The organism is Klebsiella sp. K47 (assembly GCF_051858335.1).
Taxonomy (GTDB): domain Bacteria; phylum Pseudomonadota; class Gammaproteobacteria; order Enterobacterales; family Enterobacteriaceae; genus Klebsiella; species Klebsiella pneumoniae.
The window spans coordinates 38,214-56,932 of record NZ_JBPYUI010000005.1; the positions used below are offsets into that span (position 1 = coordinate 38,214).

The 18,719-nt window shown below is 60.9% G+C and carries 16 protein-coding genes and 1 pseudogene; 7 read left to right on the forward strand and 10 right to left on the reverse strand.

Going from position 1 to position 18,719, the window contains the following annotated elements:
* Nucleotides 1-2: 2 nt before the first annotated feature.
* On the forward strand, nucleotides 3-1,346 hold the full coding sequence (locus RRF55_RS06145) for an NCS2 family permease (protein WP_002912743.1): 1,344 nt from the start codon (nucleotides 3-5) through the stop codon (nucleotides 1,344-1,346).
* On the opposite strand, the gene RRF55_RS06150 is transcribed toward RRF55_RS06145, so the two are convergent.
* Nucleotides 1,336-2,235, reverse strand: coding sequence for a LysR family transcriptional regulator (locus RRF55_RS06150; protein WP_004149074.1), 900 nt, complete (start codon nucleotides 2,233-2,235; stop codon nucleotides 1,336-1,338). The genes RRF55_RS06145 and RRF55_RS06150 overlap by 11 nt on opposite strands.
* Nucleotides 2,236-2,418: 183 nt before the next feature.
* Between RRF55_RS06150 and RRF55_RS06155 the strand changes: the two genes are divergently transcribed.
* Complete coding sequence (locus RRF55_RS06155; protein ID WP_032104243.1) at nucleotides 2,419-2,736, forward strand: RcnB family protein; 318 nt, start codon at nucleotides 2,419-2,421, stop codon at nucleotides 2,734-2,736.
* Nucleotides 2,708-3,172 (forward strand): annotated as a pseudogene (locus RRF55_RS06160) (GNAT family N-acetyltransferase). The gene RRF55_RS06155 and the pseudogene RRF55_RS06160 overlap by 29 nt, the downstream one beginning before the upstream one ends.
* Here the strand turns inward: RRF55_RS06160 and apbC are convergent.
* Nucleotides 3,169-4,278 carry an iron-sulfur cluster carrier protein ApbC gene (gene apbC / locus RRF55_RS06165; protein WP_002912751.1) on the reverse strand — a complete coding sequence of 370 codons (1,110 nt, stop codon included), beginning with the start codon at nucleotides 4,276-4,278 and terminating at the stop codon, nucleotides 3,169-3,171. The pseudogene RRF55_RS06160 and the gene apbC sit on opposite strands and share 4 nt — an antisense overlap.
* A gap of 153 nt (nucleotides 4,279-4,431) precedes the next feature.
* Between apbC and metG the strand changes: the two genes are divergently transcribed.
* Entirely contained in the window at nucleotides 4,432-6,465 is a 2,034-nt protein-coding gene (metG, locus tag RRF55_RS06170) for a methionine--tRNA ligase (protein ID WP_040181413.1), read from the forward strand.
* Between the two features lie 114 nt (nucleotides 6,466-6,579).
* Here the strand turns inward: metG and RRF55_RS06175 are convergent, their stop codons facing one another.
* The 3 genes from RRF55_RS06175 to RRF55_RS06185 are packed head-to-tail and all read right to left on the reverse strand — an operon-like array spanning nucleotide 6,580 to nucleotide 9,499.
* Nucleotides 6,580-7,050 (reverse strand): DUF1456 family protein, encoded by a 471-nt coding sequence (locus RRF55_RS06175; RefSeq protein ID WP_002912756.1) that lies wholly within the window; start codon nucleotides 7,048-7,050, stop codon nucleotides 6,580-6,582.
* A 47-nt stretch (nucleotides 7,051-7,097) separates the two neighbouring features.
* Nucleotides 7,098-7,817, reverse strand: a complete 720-nt coding sequence (gene btsR / locus RRF55_RS06180; protein WP_004144215.1) for a two-component system response regulator BtsR — start codon at nucleotides 7,815-7,817, stop codon at nucleotides 7,098-7,100.
* Nucleotides 7,811-9,499: a sensor histidine kinase gene (locus RRF55_RS06185; protein ID WP_002912760.1), complete on the reverse strand. Its 1,689-nt coding sequence runs from the start codon at nucleotides 9,497-9,499 to the stop codon at nucleotides 7,811-7,813. The genes btsR and RRF55_RS06185 overlap by 7 nt, the downstream gene beginning before the upstream one ends.
* Nucleotides 9,500-9,728: 229 nt before the next feature.
* Between RRF55_RS06185 and RRF55_RS06190 the strand changes: the two genes are divergently transcribed.
* A complete protein-coding gene (locus RRF55_RS06190; protein ID WP_002912762.1) occupies nucleotides 9,729-9,842 on the forward strand; it encodes a protein YohO in 114 nt (37 codons plus the stop codon).
* Here the strand turns inward: RRF55_RS06190 and RRF55_RS06195 are convergent.
* The 5 genes from RRF55_RS06195 to bglX form a co-directional block, all read right to left on the reverse strand.
* Nucleotides 9,817-10,554 carry an ABC transporter permease gene (locus tag RRF55_RS06195; protein ID WP_004151128.1) on the reverse strand — a complete coding sequence of 246 codons (738 nt, stop codon included), beginning with the start codon at nucleotides 10,552-10,554 and terminating at the stop codon, nucleotides 9,817-9,819. The two genes, RRF55_RS06190 and RRF55_RS06195, sit on opposite strands and share 26 nt — an antisense overlap.
* On the reverse strand, nucleotides 10,538-11,485 hold the full coding sequence (locus RRF55_RS06200) for an ABC transporter ATP-binding protein (protein WP_038435518.1): 948 nt from the start codon (nucleotides 11,483-11,485) through the stop codon (nucleotides 10,538-10,540). Before RRF55_RS06200 ends, RRF55_RS06195 begins: the two co-directional genes overlap by 17 nt.
* Nucleotides 11,478-12,635 carry an ABC transporter permease gene (locus RRF55_RS06205; RefSeq protein ID WP_004144224.1) on the reverse strand — a complete coding sequence of 386 codons (1,158 nt, stop codon included), beginning with the start codon at nucleotides 12,633-12,635 and terminating at the stop codon, nucleotides 11,478-11,480. The genes RRF55_RS06200 and RRF55_RS06205 overlap by 8 nt, the downstream gene beginning before the upstream one ends.
* A gap of 7 nt (nucleotides 12,636-12,642) precedes the next feature.
* Entirely contained in the window at nucleotides 12,643-13,560 is a 918-nt protein-coding gene (osmF, locus tag RRF55_RS06210; protein ID WP_002912823.1) for a glycine betaine ABC transporter substrate-binding protein OsmF, read from the reverse strand.
* Nucleotides 13,561-13,696: 136 nt separating this feature from the next.
* A complete protein-coding gene (gene bglX / locus RRF55_RS06215; RefSeq protein WP_083565406.1) occupies nucleotides 13,697-15,994 on the reverse strand; it encodes a beta-glucosidase BglX in 2,298 nt (765 codons plus the stop codon).
* 194 nt (nucleotides 15,995-16,188) lie between these two features.
* On the opposite strand from bglX, the gene dld reads away from it, so the two are divergent.
* Together dld and RRF55_RS06225 are read left to right on the forward strand one after the other, a co-directional pair.
* Entirely contained in the window at nucleotides 16,189-17,934 is a 1,746-nt protein-coding gene (gene dld, locus RRF55_RS06220) for a D-lactate dehydrogenase (RefSeq protein ID WP_004200481.1), read from the forward strand.
* Nucleotides 17,935-18,019: 85 nt separating this feature from the next.
* Nucleotides 18,020-18,574 carry a GNAT family N-acetyltransferase gene (locus tag RRF55_RS06225; protein WP_002912829.1) on the forward strand — a complete coding sequence of 185 codons (555 nt, stop codon included), beginning with the start codon at nucleotides 18,020-18,022 and terminating at the stop codon, nucleotides 18,572-18,574.
* The last annotated feature ends 145 nt before the right edge of the window (nucleotides 18,575-18,719 follow it).

An 18,719-nucleotide genomic window follows, 5' to 3' on the forward strand; every position in this document is an offset into this window, starting at 1 on the left:
GCATGGCCGATAACACACTTCACTCTTCCGCCCGCGCTAACTGGCTGGAGCGCCGCTTTGCGCTGCGCTCGCGCGGCGGCACGCTACGCACCGAATGCCTGGCCGGGATCACCGGCTTTCTCGCCGCCGCCTATTTACTGGTGGTTATCCCGGGGCTGCTGGCGATCGGCGGGATGGATAAAGGCGCCGCCACCACCGGCACCATTCTGGTCTTCGTCGTCGGCTCGCTGCTGATGGCGTTTTATGCCAACCTGCCGTTTATCGTCGGCCCGGGCATTGGCGGCTCGGTGCTGGTGGGGGTGACGCTGGCCGGTAGCGAAGGGATTGGCTGGCAGACTGGCCTCGGAATTGCCTGCTGGTCGGGGATCCTCTTCTTCCTGCTGACCCGCTTTGGCCTGCGCGAAGTGGTCACCCGCTCGGTGCCGCAGTCGATCAAGCTGGGATTGACGGCCTCCATCGGCCTGTTTGTCGCCGTCCTCGGTTTTCGCAATGCCGGGCTGGTGCTGGCCAATGCGAAAACCAACGCCCTGATGCTCGGCGACTTTCTCGCCCCCGGCGCGCTGGTGGCGCTGTGCGGCCTGTTCCTGGCGATAGCCCTGCAGGCGCGTAAGGTACCGGGCGCCATTTTGTGGGCTATTTTGTGCGCCACGCTGGTGGGTATCCCGTTCGGCGTGACTAAACTGCCGACGCATTTTATCGATGCCCCCCACTCGCTGGCGCCGGTGCTGGGACAGGTTGACCTGCTGGGGGCGTTAAACATCGCCTTCCTGCCGTTCCTGTTCGTCTTTTTCGCATCTGAGTTTTTCTCCACCATGGGGACAACGCTGGCGGTGGGCGGCGAGGCGGGTCTGCTGGATGAAGAAGGCAACATGCCGCAGATTAATCGCCCGTTCATGGTCGATTCGATTGCCGCCGCGCTCGGCCCGTGGGTGGGCATTCCGGCGGCGACGGCGCTGATTGAATCTTCGGCGGCAGCGGAAGCGGGCGGCAAAACCGGCCTCACCGCGCTGTCAGCGGCGGTAATGTTCCTGCTGATGTTGCTGTTCACGCCGGTGGCGTTAATGATCCCGAAAGAAGCCACCGCCCCGGCGCTGATCCTGATTGGCCTGAACATGTTCAGCGGCCTGCGCAAAGTGGATCTTGCCAACTTCACCGACGGGCTGCCGGTGCTGATGATGGTGATGATCACCCTTATCGCCAACAGCTTTGGCACCGGGATTGCCGGCGGGCTGCTGTTTTACATTGTGATCAAGGCTATCGCCGGTAAGTGGCGGGAGATCCCGATTGGCCTGTGGGTATTGGCCGTCCCGCTGGTGTATTACTTCGCGACCTTAGTCAGGCATTAAGCCCTTCACAATGTGATTTCACCTCTTCATATAACAAACGCACCGCGGCAGAGAGCTGTTTGCGGTGCGGACAAATCAGATTCAACGGCACTACATCCCCCTGATAACGCGGCAGCAGGCGCCGCAGGCGCCCCGCCCGCAGATCGTCGCTGACGTCGAGCATCGATTTATAGGCAATGCCCTCCCCGGCGATCGCCAGCCGACGGATCACCTCGGCGTCGTCGCTCATCACCGTGCCGGAAACCTTCTGCTGCTGAACCACGCCGTCGAGGCTCAGCGACCAGCGGTCGAACGGACGGCCGCGCAAAATGTAGATCAACGCATTGTGCTGGCTGAGTTCCTCGAGGGTCTGCGGTTCGCCATGGCGGGCGATCCACTCAGGCGAGGCCACCAGCACCCGACGATTTTCCGGCGCCACCGGCAGCGAGATAAACGAGGCATCGTCGTTATTGCCATAGCGAAACGCAACGTCCACCGGATCTTTAAACACGTCGGTCAGCTGATCGGAAAAGAGCAGCCGCAGGCGCAGCGCCGGATGGCGTTGGCGGAAATCGCGGAACAGGGTCAGGAGCAGGTTACGCCCGAGGTCCGACGGCACGGCAATCTGCAACATGCCGCGAACTTCATCATCCGGGGTCTGGATCTTCTGCAGACCGGCCTCGAGGGTATCGAGCATCTGGGTGGCGTAGGGCAGCCAGGTCTCCCCCTCCGGCGTCAGGCGCAGGCTGCGGGTCGAACGGGCAAACAGGCGAATATTGAGGATCGTCTCCAGACGCTTAATTGCCGCGCTGACCTGCGCCGGCTGCTGCCCGGCCTCGCGCGCCGCGTCGCTAAAACTGCCCAGCGCCGCGGCGCGGACAAATAAGGTCAGATCTTCCAGCCTGAACATGCTGATTCTCCCCTGCTTCAGATTGCTCCCAAAATACGCATCACCGTCGCTGCAACGCAAGCGGCACAAGACTTGCGCCGCGTTTTGCTTACACTTTTTAAAAATCCAGTGCTTGCCATTTCAGCAACGCATCAGGAATGATACGAGGCTGCTATTTTGAGTCCAGGTAATATTGAGGAAACTATGCGTAAAACAAAAATGATGCTTCTGGGCGTACTTCTTGCCACCGCTGGCGCCAACTGGACGGCTACTGCCGCGGGGATCGATCAGTATGCGCTGAAAGAATTCACCGCCGATTTCACCCAGTTTCACATCGGCGACACCGTTCCGGCGATGTACCTCACCCCGGAATACAACATTAAACAGTGGCAGCAGCGTAACCTGCCTGCGCCGGACGCCGGCAGCCACTGGACCTATATGGGCGGTAACTACGTGCTGATTACCGATACCGAAGGCAAAATCCTCAAAGTGTATGATGGCGAGATCTTCTACCATCGTTGATCCGCGCAATCTCCACGTCCGCCCCGGCGAGCCAGCGGACTCTCCGGCGCTGCGCCAGATCTTCCTGCGGGCGCGCAGTTTATCGTGGACCTGGCTTCCCGCCGCGGCGTGGCGGCTGGAAGATTTCGATGCCGCCACCGCGGATGAACAGCTGTGAGTCGCGGAATGCGACGGCCAGCCGGTGGGCTTTGCCGCCGTATGGACCGCCGATAATTTCCTTCACCATCTGTTTGTCGACCCCGACTGGCAGGGCAAACATATCGGCAGCGCGCTGCTGGCGCAGGTCGAACGGAGCTTTACCGCCAGCGGAACGCTGAAATGCCTGATGGAAAATAAAAACGCCCTGCGCTTCTACCAGCGTCATGGCTGGACCATTGAAGCACAGGGCGCGTCGCCCGAGGGCAGATACTGGCTGATGCGCTCGCCGCGGCCTTAAACGGCGCGGAAGGCAATCTCACCCGGGATCACTTCTCCCTGCCAGTACATCTGGGCCGCCACCCGGCCCGCCAGCTGGCGGTAGATGTCGGTAAATTCGCTGTCCGGACGCGCCACCACCGTCGGCGTGCCGTTATCCAGATCTTCCCGCAGCGTAATATGCAGCGGCAGCTGGCCCAGCAGCTGGGTATGGTATTTCTCGGCCAGTTTTTGCGCGCCGCCGGTGCCGAAGATAGGCTCGTGATGCCCGCAGTTGCTGCAGATATGCATGCTCATGTTTTCCACGATCCCCAGCACCGGCACTTCCACTTTCTCGAACATCACGATGCCTTTTTTGGCGTCGATCAGCGCGATGTCCTGCGGCGTGGTGACCACCACCGCGCCGGTCACCGGAATGTTCTGCGCCAGGGTCAGCTGGATGTCGCCGGTGCCCGGCGGCATATCCAGCACCAGGTAATCAAGATCCGGCCACAGGGTCTCCTGCAGCATCTGCATCAGCGCCTTGCTGGCCATCGGCCCACGCCAGACCATGGCGTTGTCGTCGGTCACCAGGTAGCCGATGGAGTTGGTCGCCAGACCATATTTCATGATCGGCGCCATATGGGTGCCGTCCGGCGAGGTCGGGCGGCTGTCTTCCGCACCCAGCATGGTCGGAATCGACGGACCATAGATATCGGCATCCAGAATGCCCACCTTCGCCCCTTCCGCCGCCAGGGCCAGCGCCAGGTTTACGGCAGTAGAAGATTTACCGACGCCGCCTTTGCCGGAGCTGATGGCGATAATGTTTTTCACGCCGTTGACCCCGGGCTGGTTTTTCACCCGCTTGAGGGTCGCGATGCTGTGGGTCAGCTTCCAGTCGATGGCCTTCGCGCCGGTGATGCGCAGCAGTTCGGCACTGCACTGCTCTTTCAGCGCTTCGAAAGCGCTGCTCCAGACGAACGGCATTTGCAGTTCAATATGGACGGTATCGTCCAGCCAGGCGACATGGTGCAGCGCCTTAAGGGCGGTGAGATTATGCTTCAGGGTTGGGTGCTGGAAATTGGCCAGCGTCCCGGCGACCATCGCACGTAGGCGCTCAGGGGATTTGGCCTGGGATTGCGAATTCATCCCGACTCCTTTGTTGTTTTGAGATGCTTTCAGTAATCACAGAGTTTATCACAGGTAACGATTATCCATATATGGGCAGCCATTTATGGCGCACCCACAGCCCTTTTGGTAATATCGGAAGCCCTTTTTACAACAGAAGATGTAATGCTCACTATGACTCAAGTCGCGAAGAAAATTCTGGTAACGTGCGCCCTGCCGTACGCCAACGGCTCCATCCACCTCGGCCACATGCTGGAGCACATCCAGGCTGATGTCTGGGTCCGTTACCAGCGAATGCGCGGCCACGAGGTCAACTTCATCTGCGCCGACGACGCCCACGGCACGCCGATCATGCTCAAAGCGCAGCAGCTCGGTATCACACCGGAGCAGATGATTGGCGAAATGAGTCAGGAGCATCAGACCGATTTCGCCGGCTTCGACATCAGCTATGATAACTATCACTCGACGCACAGCGACGAGAACCGCGAGCTGTCGGAGCTTATCTACACCCGCCTGAAAGAGAACGGTTTTATTAAAAACCGCACCATCTCTCAGCTCTACGATCCGGAAAAAGGCATGTTCCTGCCGGACCGTTTTGTGAAAGGCACCTGTCCGAAGTGCAAATCTCCGGACCAGTATGGCGATAACTGCGAAGTGTGCGGCGCGACCTACAGCCCTACCGAGCTTATCGACCCGAAATCGGTGGTCTCCGGCGCCACGCCGGTGATGCGTGACTCCGAGCACTTTTTCTTCGACCTGCCGTCGTTCAGCGAAATGCTGCAGGCGTGGACCCGCAGCGGCGCCCTGCAAGAGCAGGTCGCGAACAAGATGCAGGAGTGGTTCGAATCCGGCCTGCAGCAGTGGGACATCTCCCGCGATGCGCCGTACTTCGGCTTCGAAATTCCCAACGCGCCGGGCAAATATTTCTACGTCTGGCTGGACGCGCCGATCGGCTACATGGGCTCCTTCAAGAACCTGTGCGACAAGCGCGGCGACACCACCAGCTTCGACGAATACTGGAAGAAAGATTCTACGGCCGAGCTGTATCACTTTATCGGCAAAGACATTGTCTACTTCCACAGCCTGTTCTGGCCGGCGATGCTGGAAGGCAGCAACTTCCGTAAGCCGACTAACCTGTTCGTGCACGGCTACGTGACGGTTAACGGCGCCAAGATGTCCAAGTCGCGCGGCACCTTTATCAAGGCCAGCACCTGGTTAAATCATTTCGATGCCGACAGCCTGCGCTACTACTACACCGCCAAGCTCTCTTCACGCATCGATGACATCGACCTGAACCTGGAAGATTTCGTGCAGCGCGTGAACGCCGACATCGTCAACAAGGTGGTTAACCTCGCCTCACGCAACGCCGGCTTTATCAGCAAGCGTTTCGACGGCGTGCTGGCCGCTGAGCTGGCCGACCCGGCGCTGTACAAAACCTTCACCGACGCGGCGGAAAGCATCGGCGAAGCATGGGACAGCCGCGAGTTCGGTAAAGCCATCCGCGAAATCATGGCCCTCGCCGACGTGGCTAACCGCTATGTCGATGAGCAGGCGCCGTGGGTGGTGGCGAAACAGGAAGGCCGCGACGCCGACCTGCAGGCCATCTGCACCATGGGCCTGAATATGTTCCGCGTGCTGATGACCTGGCTGAAGCCGGTCCTGCCGCAGCTGGCCGCGCGTGCGGAAGCGTTCCTCAACAGCGAACTGAACTGGGACGCCATTCAGCAGCCGCTGCTGGCGCATAAGGTCAATCCGTTCAAGGCGCTGTACAACCGCATCGAGATGAAACAGGTGGAAGCCCTGGTGGAAGCCTCTAAAGAAGAGGTGAAAGCCACCGCGGCGCCGGTCACCGGTCCGCTGGCGGACGATCCGATTCAGGAGACCATCACCTTTGACGATTTCGCCAAAGTCGATCTGCGCGTGGCGCTGATTGAAAACGCGGAATTCGTCGAGGGCTCCGACAAGCTGCTGCGCCTGACGCTGGATCTCGGCGGCGAAAAACGCAATGTCTTCTCCGGCATCCGCTCCGCTTACCCGGATCCGCAGCCGCTGATTGGTCGCCTGACGGTGATGGTCGCCAACCTGGCGCCGCGCAAAATGCGTTTCGGCATCTCCGAGGGCATGGTGATGGCCGCCGGCCCTGGCGGGAAGGATATCTTCCTGTTAAGCCCTGACGACGGCGCCAAGCCGGGTCAGCAGGTGAAATAACAAAAAAGCCGGAGAGTATCTCCGGCTTTTTTTTGCCCGGCGGCGCTATGCTAGCACGCGCCCGGGGGCAGTCGTTGTAGGCCGGGTCAGGCGAAGCCGCCACCCGGCAAAAAATCATGCCTTCGGGTTATGCACCCGCTGGGTCAGTCCGCGCAGGAAATTGCGCAGAAACTGGTCGCCGCACTCGCGGTAGTTTTTGTGGTCAGGCGAGCGCATCATGGCGGTGATCTCCGGCACCGACACCCGGTATTTCTGCTCGCTCATAATCGCCTGGATATCGTCCGTTTTCAGCGAGAAGGCGATCCGCAGCTTTTTCAGCACCGTGTTGTTATTCACCCGACGCTCCAGCGCCAGCTCCGGGGCCGAATCATCTTTGCCGCGCTTGTCATAGATAAGGCCGTTAAGGAAACCCGACAGGATAATGTCCGGGCAGCGAACAAAGCCCTCTTCATCCTCTTTCGTCGTCCAGGTGTCGAAGCTGGCGGCGGTGGATTCCATAGCGGAGAGCGCGAGAATGCGCACCATATCGTTATTATTGACTTTCAGGGTGTAGCGCAGGCTACGAAGAATATCATTACTGAGCATGAGGGCCTTTTACTGTCGATGATGCAATGGGGCGCAGTGTACCAGCTTTACAGGCCAATCGCCTCTTTCAGGCTTTTTAAATAGCGCCGGCTCACCGGCACCGTTTGCCCGGCGCGCATCAGCAGCTCCGCCTGACCATTCTCCTCCAGGCGAATCTCCTTCAGGTGCGCCATATTCACCAGATACTGGCGATGGCAGCGCAGCAACGGCGTGCGGCTCTCGAGGGTGCGCAGGGTGAGTTCGGTAAAGCCCTCCTTGCCCTCGCGGTCGGTCACGTAGATGCCGCTCATCCGGCTGCTGACGAAGGCCACATCCTCCATCTGCAGCAGCCAGATACGACTGTGGCCGGTACAGGGAATGTATTTCAGCGTCTGCTGAGCATCATCCAGCAGCGACACATCCTGCAGATTACGCTCCTGGCGCAGGCGGGCGAGGGTTTTCTCCAGCCGGGCAGCTTCAATCGGCTTCAGCAGATAGTCAAAGGCATGCTCCTCAAAGGCTTTCACCGCGTATTCATCAAAGGCGGTGAGAAACACGATATAGGGGCGGTGCTCCGGGTCGAGCATCCCGACCATCTCCAGACCGCTGATGCGCGGCATCTGGATGTCGAGAAACAGCACGTCGGGACGCAGCTTATGCACCGCGCCAATGGCCTCCACCGCGTTGCCGCACTCGCCGACGATCTCGATATCGCGCTGTGTCTCCAGCAAAATGCGCAGGTTTTCCCGCGCCAGCGGCTCATCATCGACGATCAATACTCTCAGCATGCATTCTCCTCCAGGGGCAGACGTAGGGTGACACGGGTAAAGCGCTCCGGCTCGCAGGTGACGCTGATGCCGCAGTCGGCGCCAAAACGCGCCCGCAGCCGCCTGTCCACCAGATTCATCCCCAGCCCGCTGGCCTGGGGGTTGGCCCGGTACAGCCCGGCGTTATCTTCGATATCCAGCTGCAGCCAGCGATCGTCCTGGCTGGCGCGGATGGTAATTTCGCCGACGCCAAGATGTTGCGATGTACCATGCTTAATGGCGTTCTCCACGATCGGCTGCAGGGTAAAGGCCGGCAGCTGGTGATGCGCCAGCCCTTCCGGCACCGCCATCTGGATCTGCAGGTTAGCCTGAAAGCGAGCCTTCTCAATCTGCAGATAGGCGTTAACATGCTCGATCTCATCGGCAAGAGTGACAATTTCCGTCGGCCGTTTCAGGTTCTTGCGAAAGAAGGTCGACAGATACTGCACCAGCTGGCCGGCCTGATCGCTGTCGCGGCGGATCACCGCCTTCAGCGTGTTAAGCGCGTTAAACAGGAAGTGCGGGTTGACCTGGGCGTGCAGGAGCTTGATTTCGGATTGCGTCAGCAGCGCCTTCTGCCGCTCGTACTGTCCGGCGAGGATCTGCGCCGACAGCAGCTGGGCAATCCCCTCCCCGAGGGTGCGGTTGATCGAACTGAACAGGCGATTTTTCGCCTCATACAGTTTAATGGTGCCTATCACCCGTTGGTTCTCGCCGCGCAGGGGGATCACCAGCGTCGACCCCAGCTTACAGTGCGGATGAATCGAGCAGCGGTAAGGCACCTCGTTGCCGTCGGCGTAGACCACCTCCCCGGTCTCAATCGCCCGTTGCGTATACGAGGAGGAAATAGGCTTGCCCGGCAGATGGTGGTCGTCGCCGATGCCGGTAAACGCCAGCAGCTTGTCGCGATCGGTGATCGCCACCGCGCCGATGTCCAGCTCCTGGATCAGCACCTGGGCCACCTTCATGCTATTCTCTTCGTTGAATCCCTGACGCAGGATCCCCTCGGTGGACGCCGCCACCTTCAGCGCCGTGGCGGAAAAGGCGGAGGTGTACTTCTCAAACATCGCCCGTTTATCCAGCAGAATGCGCATAAACAGCGCCGCTCCGACGGTATTGGTGACCATCATCGGCGCGGCAATGCTCTGCACCAGATGCAGGGCGTCCTGGAACGGGCGGGCAATCAGCAGAATGATCATCATCTGCACCAGCTCGGCCACGAAGGTGATCGCCCCGGCGGTCAGCGGGCTAAAGACTTTGTCCGGCCGGCCGCGTTTGACCAGCACGCTGTGCACCAGACCGCCCAGCAGCCCCTCAACGATGGTGGAGACCATGCAGCTTAAGGCGGTCATTCCCCCCAGCGAGTAGCGGTGCAGGCCGCCGGTGAGCCCTACCAGCCCGCCGACCACCGGCCCGCCGAGCAGGCCGCCCATCACGGCGCCGATGGCGCGGGTGTTGGCGATGGAGTCTTCGATATGCAGACCGAAATAGGTCCCCATAATGCAGAAAATGGAGAAGGTGACGTAGCACAGCAGCTTGTGCGGCAGGCGAACGGTGACTTGCATCAGGGGGATAAACAGTCGGGTTTTGCTCATCAACCACGCGATGACCAAAAATACGCACATCTGCTGAAGCAGCAGCAACACCAGATCAAACTCGTACATACCCGCAAACCACACATGCCTGAAAGCGCGTACCATACCCTGCCTGGCGAAAACTTTCTTTGAAGCCCTGCATAAAAATGAAAAATGACGGCCAGGATCACACTTTTTTGCGGCGCGTTGCGCAGCAAACGCGGCAAAAAGCCCGGCGCGGCGCGCTAAACCGCAATTAATGTTTCATTAACACCTGCGCTTCACCGTATAATCCCCCTGTTAACATCAGGAGCCTATTATGAAGCCAGCGAAAATCGCGGTCGTCACTCTCTTCTTACTTATGGCCATCGGCGGGATCAGCGGCGTAATGCTGGCCGGCTATTCCTTTATTGTGCGTGGCGGTGTCGGCTGATCCAGCGGGTCAGACGCTCAAACGCGCGGTCGACGATAATCGCCGCCAGGGCCACCAGCAGCGCCCCCTGAACAATATAGGCGGTATTAAAGCCGCTCAGGCCGATGATGATCGGCGTCCCGAGCGTACTGGCCCCCACCGTCGAGGCAATGGTCGCGGTACCAATATTGACGATGACCGAGGTGCGGATCCCCGCCAGGATCACCGGGGCCGCCAGCGGTAGCTCCACCTTATACAGACGCTGCCAGCCGGTCATTCCCATCCCTTCAGCCACACCTGACACCCCCGGCGGTATCGAACCCAGCCCGGCCAGCGTCCCCTGCAGCACCGGCAGTATGCCATACAACGCGAGGGCTATCAGCGCCGGCAGCCAGCCAAAGCCCAGCACCGGCACCGCCATCGCCAGCACCGCCACCGGCGGAAAGGTCTGCCCGATAGCGGCGATGGTCTCCACCAGCGGACGAAACGCGCTGCCGGCGGGCCGGGTGACCGCCACCCCAGCCCCCAGCCCGATTGCCGTTGCCGCGAGGCTGGACGCCACCACCAGCCAGCCGTGATCGAGAGTGAGCGCCCAGAAGCTCTCCTGCTGGTAGACCGGCCGCGGCAGTTCCGGGAACAGCCGACTGAACAGCGGCGCGCTGTAGGGCAGCCCTGCCAGCAGGCCGATAAACAGCGCGATAAGCCACCACAGCGGCTCACGAAGCGCCTTCATGGCTCATCTCCTGGCGCAGCAGATCGGCAAAATGCAGCGTACCGCAGGGCCTGCCTTCGGCATCGACCACCGGCAGCGTCTCGCTGCGCCGGGCGACAAACTGCGACAGCGCTTCCCGCAGGGTCATGGTGACGGTCAGCCCCTCGCCCGCCAGCCGTTCGTCGGGACGCAAATAGTCCCCCACCTCGCGCAGCGACAGCAGGCGCACACCCAGCTCGCTGCGGCCAAAAAAGGTCTGTACAAAGCTATTTTTCGGTCGCAGGAGCATCTCCAGCGGCGCCCCCTGCTGGACCACCTCGCCCCCGTCCATCAGCACCAGGTGGTCCGCCAGACGCAGCGCTTCGTCAATATCATGGGTCACCAGCACAATCGTCCGTCCCAGCAGACGGTGGATGCGCAGCATCTCCTGCTGCAGCGCCTCGCGGGTCACCGGGTCGAGGGCGCCGAAGGGCTCATCCATCAACAGCACCTCCGGATCTGCCGCCAGCGCCCGCGCCACCCCCACCCGCTGCTGCTGGCCGCCGGAGAGCTGATGCGGGTAACGGTCGCGCAGCGTCGCCTCCAGCCCCAGCAGCGCCATCAGCTCGTCGATCCGGTCGGCGATCCTTGCCCGCGGCCATCTTTGCAGCTGCGGCACGGTGGCGATATTCTGCGCCACCGTCCAGTGGGGAAACAGGCCGATGGACTGGATGGCATAGCCCATCCGCCGCCGCAGGGTCAGGACCGGCTGCTGGCGAATGTCCTCGCCGGCAAAGCGAATGGTGCCCCGGTCCGGCTCCAGCAGACGGTTGATCATCTTCAGCGTCGTCGACTTGCCCGAGCCGGAAGTCCCCACCAGCACCGAGAAAGCGCCTTCGCGCAGCTCCAGGGTCAGGTCCTTCACCGCCGGGTGGCCGGCAAACACTTTGCTGACCCCTTGAAATTCAATCATTGGCCTCTCCTTTTAGCCAGGCGCCCCACAGGGCGAACAGGGCATCCACCACCACCGCCAGGGCAATGGTCGGCACCACGCCCAGCAGCACCAGATCCAGCGCACTGCTCAGCAGCCCCTGAAAAACCAGCGCGCCAAAGCCGCCGGCGCCGATCAGCGCGGCCACTACCGCCATGCCGACGGTTTGCACGCTGACCACCCGCAGGCTGCGCAGCAGTACCGGCATCGCCAGCGGAAGCTGCACCTGACGAAAGCGCTGCCCGGCGCTCATGCCCATTGCCGTCGCGCTTTCCAGGGCATCCTGCGGCACCTGCTGCAGGCCGGTCACCACCCCGCGCACCAGCGGCAGCAGCGCATAGAGAGTGAGAGCGATCAGGGCTGGCGCCACGCCGGTCCCGGAGACGCCCAGCTCGCCCAGCGTCGGGAAATAACGCGCCAGACCGGCAAGCGGCGCAATCAGCAGGCCAAAAAGCGCTACCGACGGAATAGTCTGGATCACATTGAGCGCGGTGAAAGCCGGCGCCTGCCAGCGCGGACGCCGCCACAGCCATACCCCCAGCGGCAGGCCAATCAGCAGGCCCGGCAGCAGGGTGCCGAACAGCAGAAGCAGATGCTGGCGCAGGGCGTCATCAAATACCTCCTGACGGTTGGCATACTCCTTCAGCAAGGAGAGCTGATCGAGCGCCCCGATAGCGAGCAGGATGATGGGCAACAGCCAGACTTGCGCATTGAGCAGCCAGCGCCAGAGCGGCCGGACGGTAAGATGACGGATGGCCTCGCTGGCCAGCAGCAGACAAAGCGCCAGCGACAACCACAGGCCGCTGCCGGGCGAGGTGCGCGCCAGCGGCGAGCCGTGCCGGGAGAGCTCAAGCGCCGCCTGGCCGCTGCCCCAGATAAGCAGCGGGAAGAGCAGTTCGGCCAGCAGCAGGTGAAGAAGCGGCGCGGCCCTGCCTGGCAGCCAGCAAAGCAGCATCCCGGCAAGGGCCGCCGCCAGCTGAACGCCGGCGAGCCAGGGCATTACCTGCCACAGCCCGCGCCCTTCGCCGGAGAGTAAGCGATTCGGCGCGTAAGTAATAAACGGCAGCGCCAGCGTAACCAGCAGCAGACCTGTCAGCAGCAGGCCGACGCGATGAGTACAGCGAATGGTCACCGGTGGCTTACTTCAGCAGGCCTTTCTGCTGCAGATAATCTGCCGCCACGCGCTTCGCATCCTGGCCCTCCACCGCAATGCGGGCGTTCAGCTGCTGCAGCGTTTTTTCATCGAGGCTGGCGAAGACCGGCTGCAGCCAGTCGGCGATCTGCGGGTAGGCCTTCAGCACCGCCTCGCGCACCACCGGCGTCGGGGCATATATCGGCTGCACGCCCTGCGGGTCGCTCAGCGTCTGTAACCCCAGGGCCGCCACCGGGCCATCGGTGCCGTAGGCCATCGCCGCGTTAACGCCGGAGGTCTGTTGCGCCGCCGCTTTGATGGTCACCGCCGTATCGCCCCCGGCCAGCGACAGCAGCTGGTTCTGGTTGAGGTTGAAGCCATACGCTTTTTCAAACGCCGGCAGCGCGTCCGGGCGCTCAATAAATTCCGCCGAAGCCGCCAGCTTAAATTCGCCGCCCTGCTTCAGGTAGCGACTGAGGTCGGCCAGCGAGGTCAGCTTATTTTTCTCCGCCAGGTCCTGGCGCACGGCGATAGTCCAGGTGTTGTTGGCCGGCGCCGGGGTGAGCCATACCAGCTGATGTTTCTCCTGATCGAGGCGCTTCACCTTCTCATAGCCCTGTTGGGCATTCTTCCACGCCGGGTCGTTTTCATCTTTGAAGAAGAAGGCGCCATTGCCGGTATATTCCGGGTAGATATCCAGCTCGCCGGCGACAATCGCCCCGCGCACCACCGGCGTGGTGCCGAGCTGGATTTTATTAATCGTTTTTACGCCGTGGCTTTCCAGCACCTGCTGGATCATATTGCCCAGCAGCGCGCCTTCGGTATCAATTTTCGAGCCGACCTTCACCGGCTCCGCCGCCTGCAGCGGTAAACTTATCAGGGCGGCCAGCGCCAGCGCGCCGGACCATGTCGTTGCCATCTTCATCCCGCTTCCCTCAGTTCTTTTGCGCTTCGCTTACAGAAGCTTAAGAGAAAAGCGTAGCCCATTTGCCAGCGATGCGAAAAAGAAAAGGCCGATTAATCGGCCTTTAAAGCGTGACGTTGGACTTAAGAGCGATGCCTTACAGCAGCTCAAACTCGCTCTGCTTCACGCGGGCGGAGTCCACGCCGATAAAGACATTGAATTTGCCCGGCTCAGCAACGTATTTCATCTGCTGATTCCAGAACTTCAGCGCGTCGACGTCGATTGGGAAGCTAACGGTTTGCGTTTCGCCCGGTTTGAGGGTGACCTTTTTAAAGCCGCGCAGCATTTTCACCGGCCGGCTCATGGAGGCGGTGACGTCCTGCAGGTAGAGCTGGATCACCGTCGCCCCTTCGCGATTGCCGGTGTTGGTCACCTGCACGCTGGCGGTCACGCTGCCATCGCGCGGCATGGTGGCCGACGACATGGTGACATCGGAGACGCTAAAGGTGGTGTAGCTCAGACCGTAACCAAACGGATACAGCGGGCCATTGGCTTCATCGAAGTAACGCGAGGTGTACTTGTTCGGCTTCTCCGGATTATACGGCCGGCCGGTATTCAGGTGGCTGTAGTAGGTTGGGATCTGGCCCACCGAGCGCGGGAAAGACATCGGCAGCTTGCCCGACGGGTTGTAGTCGCCAAACAGCACGTCGACGATGGCGTGACCGCCTTCGGTGCCAGCAAACCAGGTCTCCAGCAGCGCATCGGCTTGCTGATCCTCTTTCACCAGCGCCAGCGGACGCCCGTTCATCAGCACCAGCACCAGCGGTTTGCCGGTGGCTTTAAGAGCGGCAATCAGATTGCGCTGACTTTGCGGCAGGGTGATATCGGTCCGGCTGGAGGCCTCATGCGCCATGCCCTGCGCCTCGCCCACCACGGCGACCACCACATCGGATTGCTTCGCCGCCGCGACCGCTTCGTCGATCATTTCCTGCGGCGAGCGTGGGTCAACCTGCACCGCGTTCTCATACAAATTGAGGAAATCGACAATGCCTTTGTCATCGGTAACGTTCGCCCCTTTGGCGTAAATCACTTTGCCGTTATCGCCCAGCGCTTCTTTGATGCCGGTCAGGACGGTCACCGACTGGTCGGCCACCCCGGCCGCGGACCAGCTGCCCATCATGTCGCGCTTGCTGTCCGCCAGCGCGCCCACCACCGCGATAGTGCCGGATTTTTTCAGCGGCAGCGTATCAAGACGGTTCTTCAGCAGCACCAGGCTCTCGCGAGCCACTTCGCGCGCCTCTTTACGATGCAGACGACTTTCCGCATTGGTGTCCTGCGGGTCAGAATCTTTCGGTCCCAGGTGGCTGTAGGGATCGTTGAACAGTCCCATATCATATTTCACGTTGAGCACGTGTCGGGTGGCATCATCCAGCTCGGCCATGGTCACCTTGCCGGACTTCACCAGCCCCGGCAGGTACTTGCTGTAATACTCGTCGCTCATGCTCATGTTGATGCCGGACTTCAGCGCTACGCGCACCGCGTCTTCCGGGTCGGAGGCCACGCCGTGCTTAATCAACTCTTTGATGGCGCCGTGGTCGGAAACGGTGATGCCTTTAAAGCCCCACTGGTCGCGCAGGACGTCTTTCAGCAGCCAGGAATCAGAGGTCGCCGGGGTGCCGTTCAGCGAGTTCAGGGCCACCATCACCGCGCCGCTGCCGGCATCAAGCCCGGCTTTATACGGCGGCATATAGTCGTTGAACAGGCGCTGCGGGCTCATGTCGACCGTATTGTACTCTTTCCCGCCCTCCACCGCGCCGTAGGCGGCGAAATGCTTGACGCTGGTCATCACCGAATAGCGGTCCGCCGGGCTCTTGCCCTGCATCGACTCCACCATCGCCTGGCCCATCATCGTGGTCAGATAGGTGTCTTCCCCGAACCCTTCGGAAGCGCGTCCCCAGCGCGGGTCGCGGGAGACGTCGACCATCGGCGCCCAGGTCATGTTCAAGCCGTCATCGGCGGCTTCATAAGCTGACACGCGGCCCACGGTCTTCACCGCATCAAGGTTAAACGACGAGGCCAGGCCGAGGCTTATCGGAAACACGGTGCGCTGACCGTGCAGCACATCGTAGGCAAAGAACAGCGGGATCTTCAGGCGGCTAAGCTGCATCACCTGATCCTGCATTACACGGATATCCGGGCGGGTAACGGTGTTAAAAATCGCCCCCACCTGACCGTTCTTGATCATTTCACGGATCGCCTCTTTCGGGTTATCCGGGCCAACGCTTATCAGACGCAGCTGGCCGATTTTCTCGTCCACCGTCATTTTTTTCAGCAGGTCGGTGACAAAGGCATCCCGCGCCTGCGGGGTCAGGGGGTGGTTACCAAACAGTTCATCCGCCAGCGCGGGTTGCAGCGCCAGACTCACGGCGACGCCTACAGTGCAGAGCCATTTCATTGTTATCTCGCTTTATCTCAGACGGGGACTCGGTAAAACATAATAAAAACCGCAGTTTGCCATATATATAAACAACGCGCCCGCAGAATGCTAAGGTTCTTCTCTGATTTTTGCGAAACATTCATGCATCAAATTGTCATACAAAGCGCTATGCTTATCCTCGATATTTCGCGCACCACCACAAGGAGTGGAACATGTCATCTGCACCCACTGACACCCATAAAACGTTTCTGGCTGACCTGGCGCGCCTGGTTGGCCCTTCGCATCTGCTGACCGACCCGGCAAAAACCCAGCGCTACCGCAAAGGCTTCCGCTCCGGTCAGGGCGAGGCCCTGGCGGTTGTCTTTCCCGGTACCCTGCTGGAGCTCTGGCGCGTGCTCAACGCCTGCGTAGACGCCGATAAAATTATTCTGATGCAGGCGGCCAACACCGGCCTGACCGAAGGTTCGACCCCCAACGGCAATGATTACGATCGCGAGATCGTGATTATCAGCACCCTGCGCCTGGACAAACTGCATCTGCTGGACAAAGGCCAGCAGGTGCTGGCCTGGCCCGGCACCACCCTCTATTCGCTGGAAAAAGCGCTCAAACCGCTGGGACGCGAACCGCACTCGGTGATCGGTTCGTCATGCATCGGCGCATCGGTCATCGGCGGGATCTGCAACAACTCCGGCGGCTCGCTGGTGCAGCGCGGGCCGGCCTACACTGAGATGTCGCTGTTCGCGCAGATTGACGCCGACGGCAAGCTGAAGCTGGTCAATCATCTGGGCATCGATCTCGGCAGCACGCCGGAACAGATCCTCAGCCGCCTCGACGACGAACGGATTAGCGATAGCGATGTCCTGCACGACGGCCGCCACGCCCACGATCACGACTATGTCACCCGCGTGCGCGATGTCGATGCCGACACCCCGGCGCGCTATAACGCCGACCCGGACCGCCTGTTCGAATCCTCCGGCTGCGCCGGCAAGCTGGCGGTTTTCGCCGTGCGTCTCGATACTTTCCCGGCGGAAAAGCGCCAGCAGGTGTTTTACATTGGCACCAACCAGCCGCAGGTATTGACCGAGATCCGCCGCCATATCCTCGCCGAGTTCCAGCATCTGCCGGTGGCGGGGGAATATATGCACCGCGATATTTACGATATCGCCGAGAAGTATGGCAAAGACACCTTCCTGATGATCGACAAGCTCGGCACCGACAAAATGCCGTTCTTCTTCACCATGAAGGGGCGCACCGACGCGATGCTGGAGAAAGTCTCGCTGTTTAAGCCGCACTTTACCGACCGCTTTATGCAGAAACTCGGCCACGTCTTTCCGGCGCATTTACCGGAGCGGATGAAAACCTGGCGTGATAAATATGAACATCATCTGCTGCTGAAGATGGCTGGCGACGGCATCGAAGAAGCGCAGCGTTGGTTGACGGAGTACTTTCAGCAGGCCGAGGGGGATTTCTTCGCCTGTACGCCGGAGGAAGGCAGCAAGGCGTTCCTCCATCGCTTTGCCGCCGCCGGCGCGGCGATCCGCTATCAGGCGGTGCATGCCGACGAAGTCGAAGATATTCTGGCGCTGGATATCGCCCTGCGGCGTAACGATACCGAGTGGTTCGAACATCTGCCGCCGGAGATCGACAGCCAGCTGGTGCATAAGCTCTACTATGGCCACTTTATGTGCCATGTGTTCCATCAGGATTACATCGTCAGGAAAGGGGTCGACGCCCACGCGCTGAAGGAAAAAATGCTGGAGTTACTGAAAGCGCGCGGCGCCCAGTATCCGGCGGAGCATAACGTGGGTCATCTGTATGAGGCCCCGGAGAGCCTGCAGCAGTTCTATCGCCAGAACGATCCCACCAACAGCATGAACCCGGGGATTGGTAAAACCAGCAAGCAGAAATACTGGGGTGAAGCGGCCCCGACGCCAGCCTCTCCGGCGGATCCGCAATAATCGACGGCAGGACTATTCAGCCTGGCGCTTCTGTATTACGCTGCACGCCGGAGAATGTTTCTCCGGCAGATTCAGGAGCGCCGCCATGCCCGCAGAGGCCCCGTTACTCGACAGTGATTTAGAAATTCGCGAAGCGCTGCCCGACGATGCGCACGCCATCGCCGCGCTGTATGTCTGGCACGTACTTAATGGCCGCGCCTCCTTCGAAGAGATCCCCCCCACCGTTGACGAAATGCGTAAACGGATCCAGACCGTGCGCGACAACGGGCTGCCGTGGCTGGTAGCACTGTGGCGCGGGGCTATCGTCGGCTACTGCTATGCCACCTTCTATCGCCCGCGTCCGGCCTATCGCTACACCCTCGAGGAATCGATATACGTGGAATCCGGAATGGGCGGACGCGGCATCGGCAGCGCGCTGCTGTCCAGGCTAATCGCTGAGTGCGAGAAAGGCCCGTGGCGGCAGATGCTGGCGATCATCGGCGATGGCCATAACAATGCCGGCTCGCTGGCGATCCATAAAAAGTTCGGCTTTACCGTGGCGGGTCAGCTGCGCAGCGTCGGCTACAAGATGGGCGACTGGCGGGATACGTTGATTATGCAGCGCGCGCTGGGTGACGGCGACTGGACGCTACCGGAGTGATATCCGGCGCCAAATCCCCGGCTCGCGGCGTAAACGCCTTAGCCGGGCTACCGTTCAGCGCGGTTCCGTAGAGGCGTCAGCCGCCATCCTGCACAAACACCGGCACTCGGCCTGATTGCCCGGCGGCGCTGCGCTTGCCGGGCCT

Excerpts from the sequence above, each read along its gene's own strand:
- RRF55_RS06175 (WP_002912756.1), bottom strand. The coding sequence starts at position 7,050 with ATGCTCAGTAATGATATTCTTCGTAGCCTGCGCTACACCCTGAAAGTC.
- RRF55_RS06195 (WP_004151128.1), bottom strand. The coding sequence starts at position 10,554 with ATGAAGGCGCTTCGTGAGCCGCTGTGGTGGCTTATCGCGCTGTTTATC.
- osmF (WP_002912823.1), bottom strand. The coding sequence starts at position 13,560 with ATGAAGATGGCAACGACATGGTCCGGCGCGCTGGCGCTGGCCGCCCTG.
- dld (WP_004200481.1), top strand. The coding sequence starts at position 16,189 with ATGTCATCTGCACCCACTGACACCCATAAAACGTTTCTGGCTGACCTG.
- RRF55_RS06200 (WP_038435518.1), bottom strand. The coding sequence starts at position 11,485 with ATGATTGAATTTCAAGGGGTCAGCAAAGTGTTTGCCGGCCACCCGGCG.
- RRF55_RS06190 (WP_002912762.1), top strand. The coding sequence starts at position 9,729 with ATGAAGCCAGCGAAAATCGCGGTCGTCACTCTCTTCTTACTTATGGCC.
- RRF55_RS06150 (WP_004149074.1), bottom strand. The coding sequence starts at position 2,235 with ATGTTCAGGCTGGAAGATCTGACCTTATTTGTCCGCGCCGCGGCGCTG.
- RRF55_RS06185 (WP_002912760.1), bottom strand. The coding sequence starts at position 9,499 with ATGTACGAGTTTGATCTGGTGTTGCTGCTGCTTCAGCAGATGTGCGTA.
- RRF55_RS06155 (WP_032104243.1), top strand. The coding sequence starts at position 2,419 with ATGCGTAAAACAAAAATGATGCTTCTGGGCGTACTTCTTGCCACCGCT.
- bglX (WP_083565406.1), bottom strand. The coding sequence starts at position 15,994 with ATGAAATGGCTCTGCACTGTAGGCGTCGCCGTGAGTCTGGCGCTGCAA.
- RRF55_RS06145 (WP_002912743.1), top strand. The coding sequence starts at position 3 with ATGGCCGATAACACACTTCACTCTTCCGCCCGCGCTAACTGGCTGGAG.
- apbC (WP_002912751.1), bottom strand. The coding sequence starts at position 4,278 with ATGAATTCGCAATCCCAGGCCAAATCCCCTGAGCGCCTACGTGCGATG.
- btsR (WP_004144215.1), bottom strand. The coding sequence starts at position 7,817 with ATGCTGAGAGTATTGATCGTCGATGATGAGCCGCTGGCGCGGGAAAAC.
- metG (WP_040181413.1), top strand. The coding sequence starts at position 4,432 with ATGACTCAAGTCGCGAAGAAAATTCTGGTAACGTGCGCCCTGCCGTAC.
- RRF55_RS06225 (WP_002912829.1), top strand. The coding sequence starts at position 18,020 with ATGCCCGCAGAGGCCCCGTTACTCGACAGTGATTTAGAAATTCGCGAA.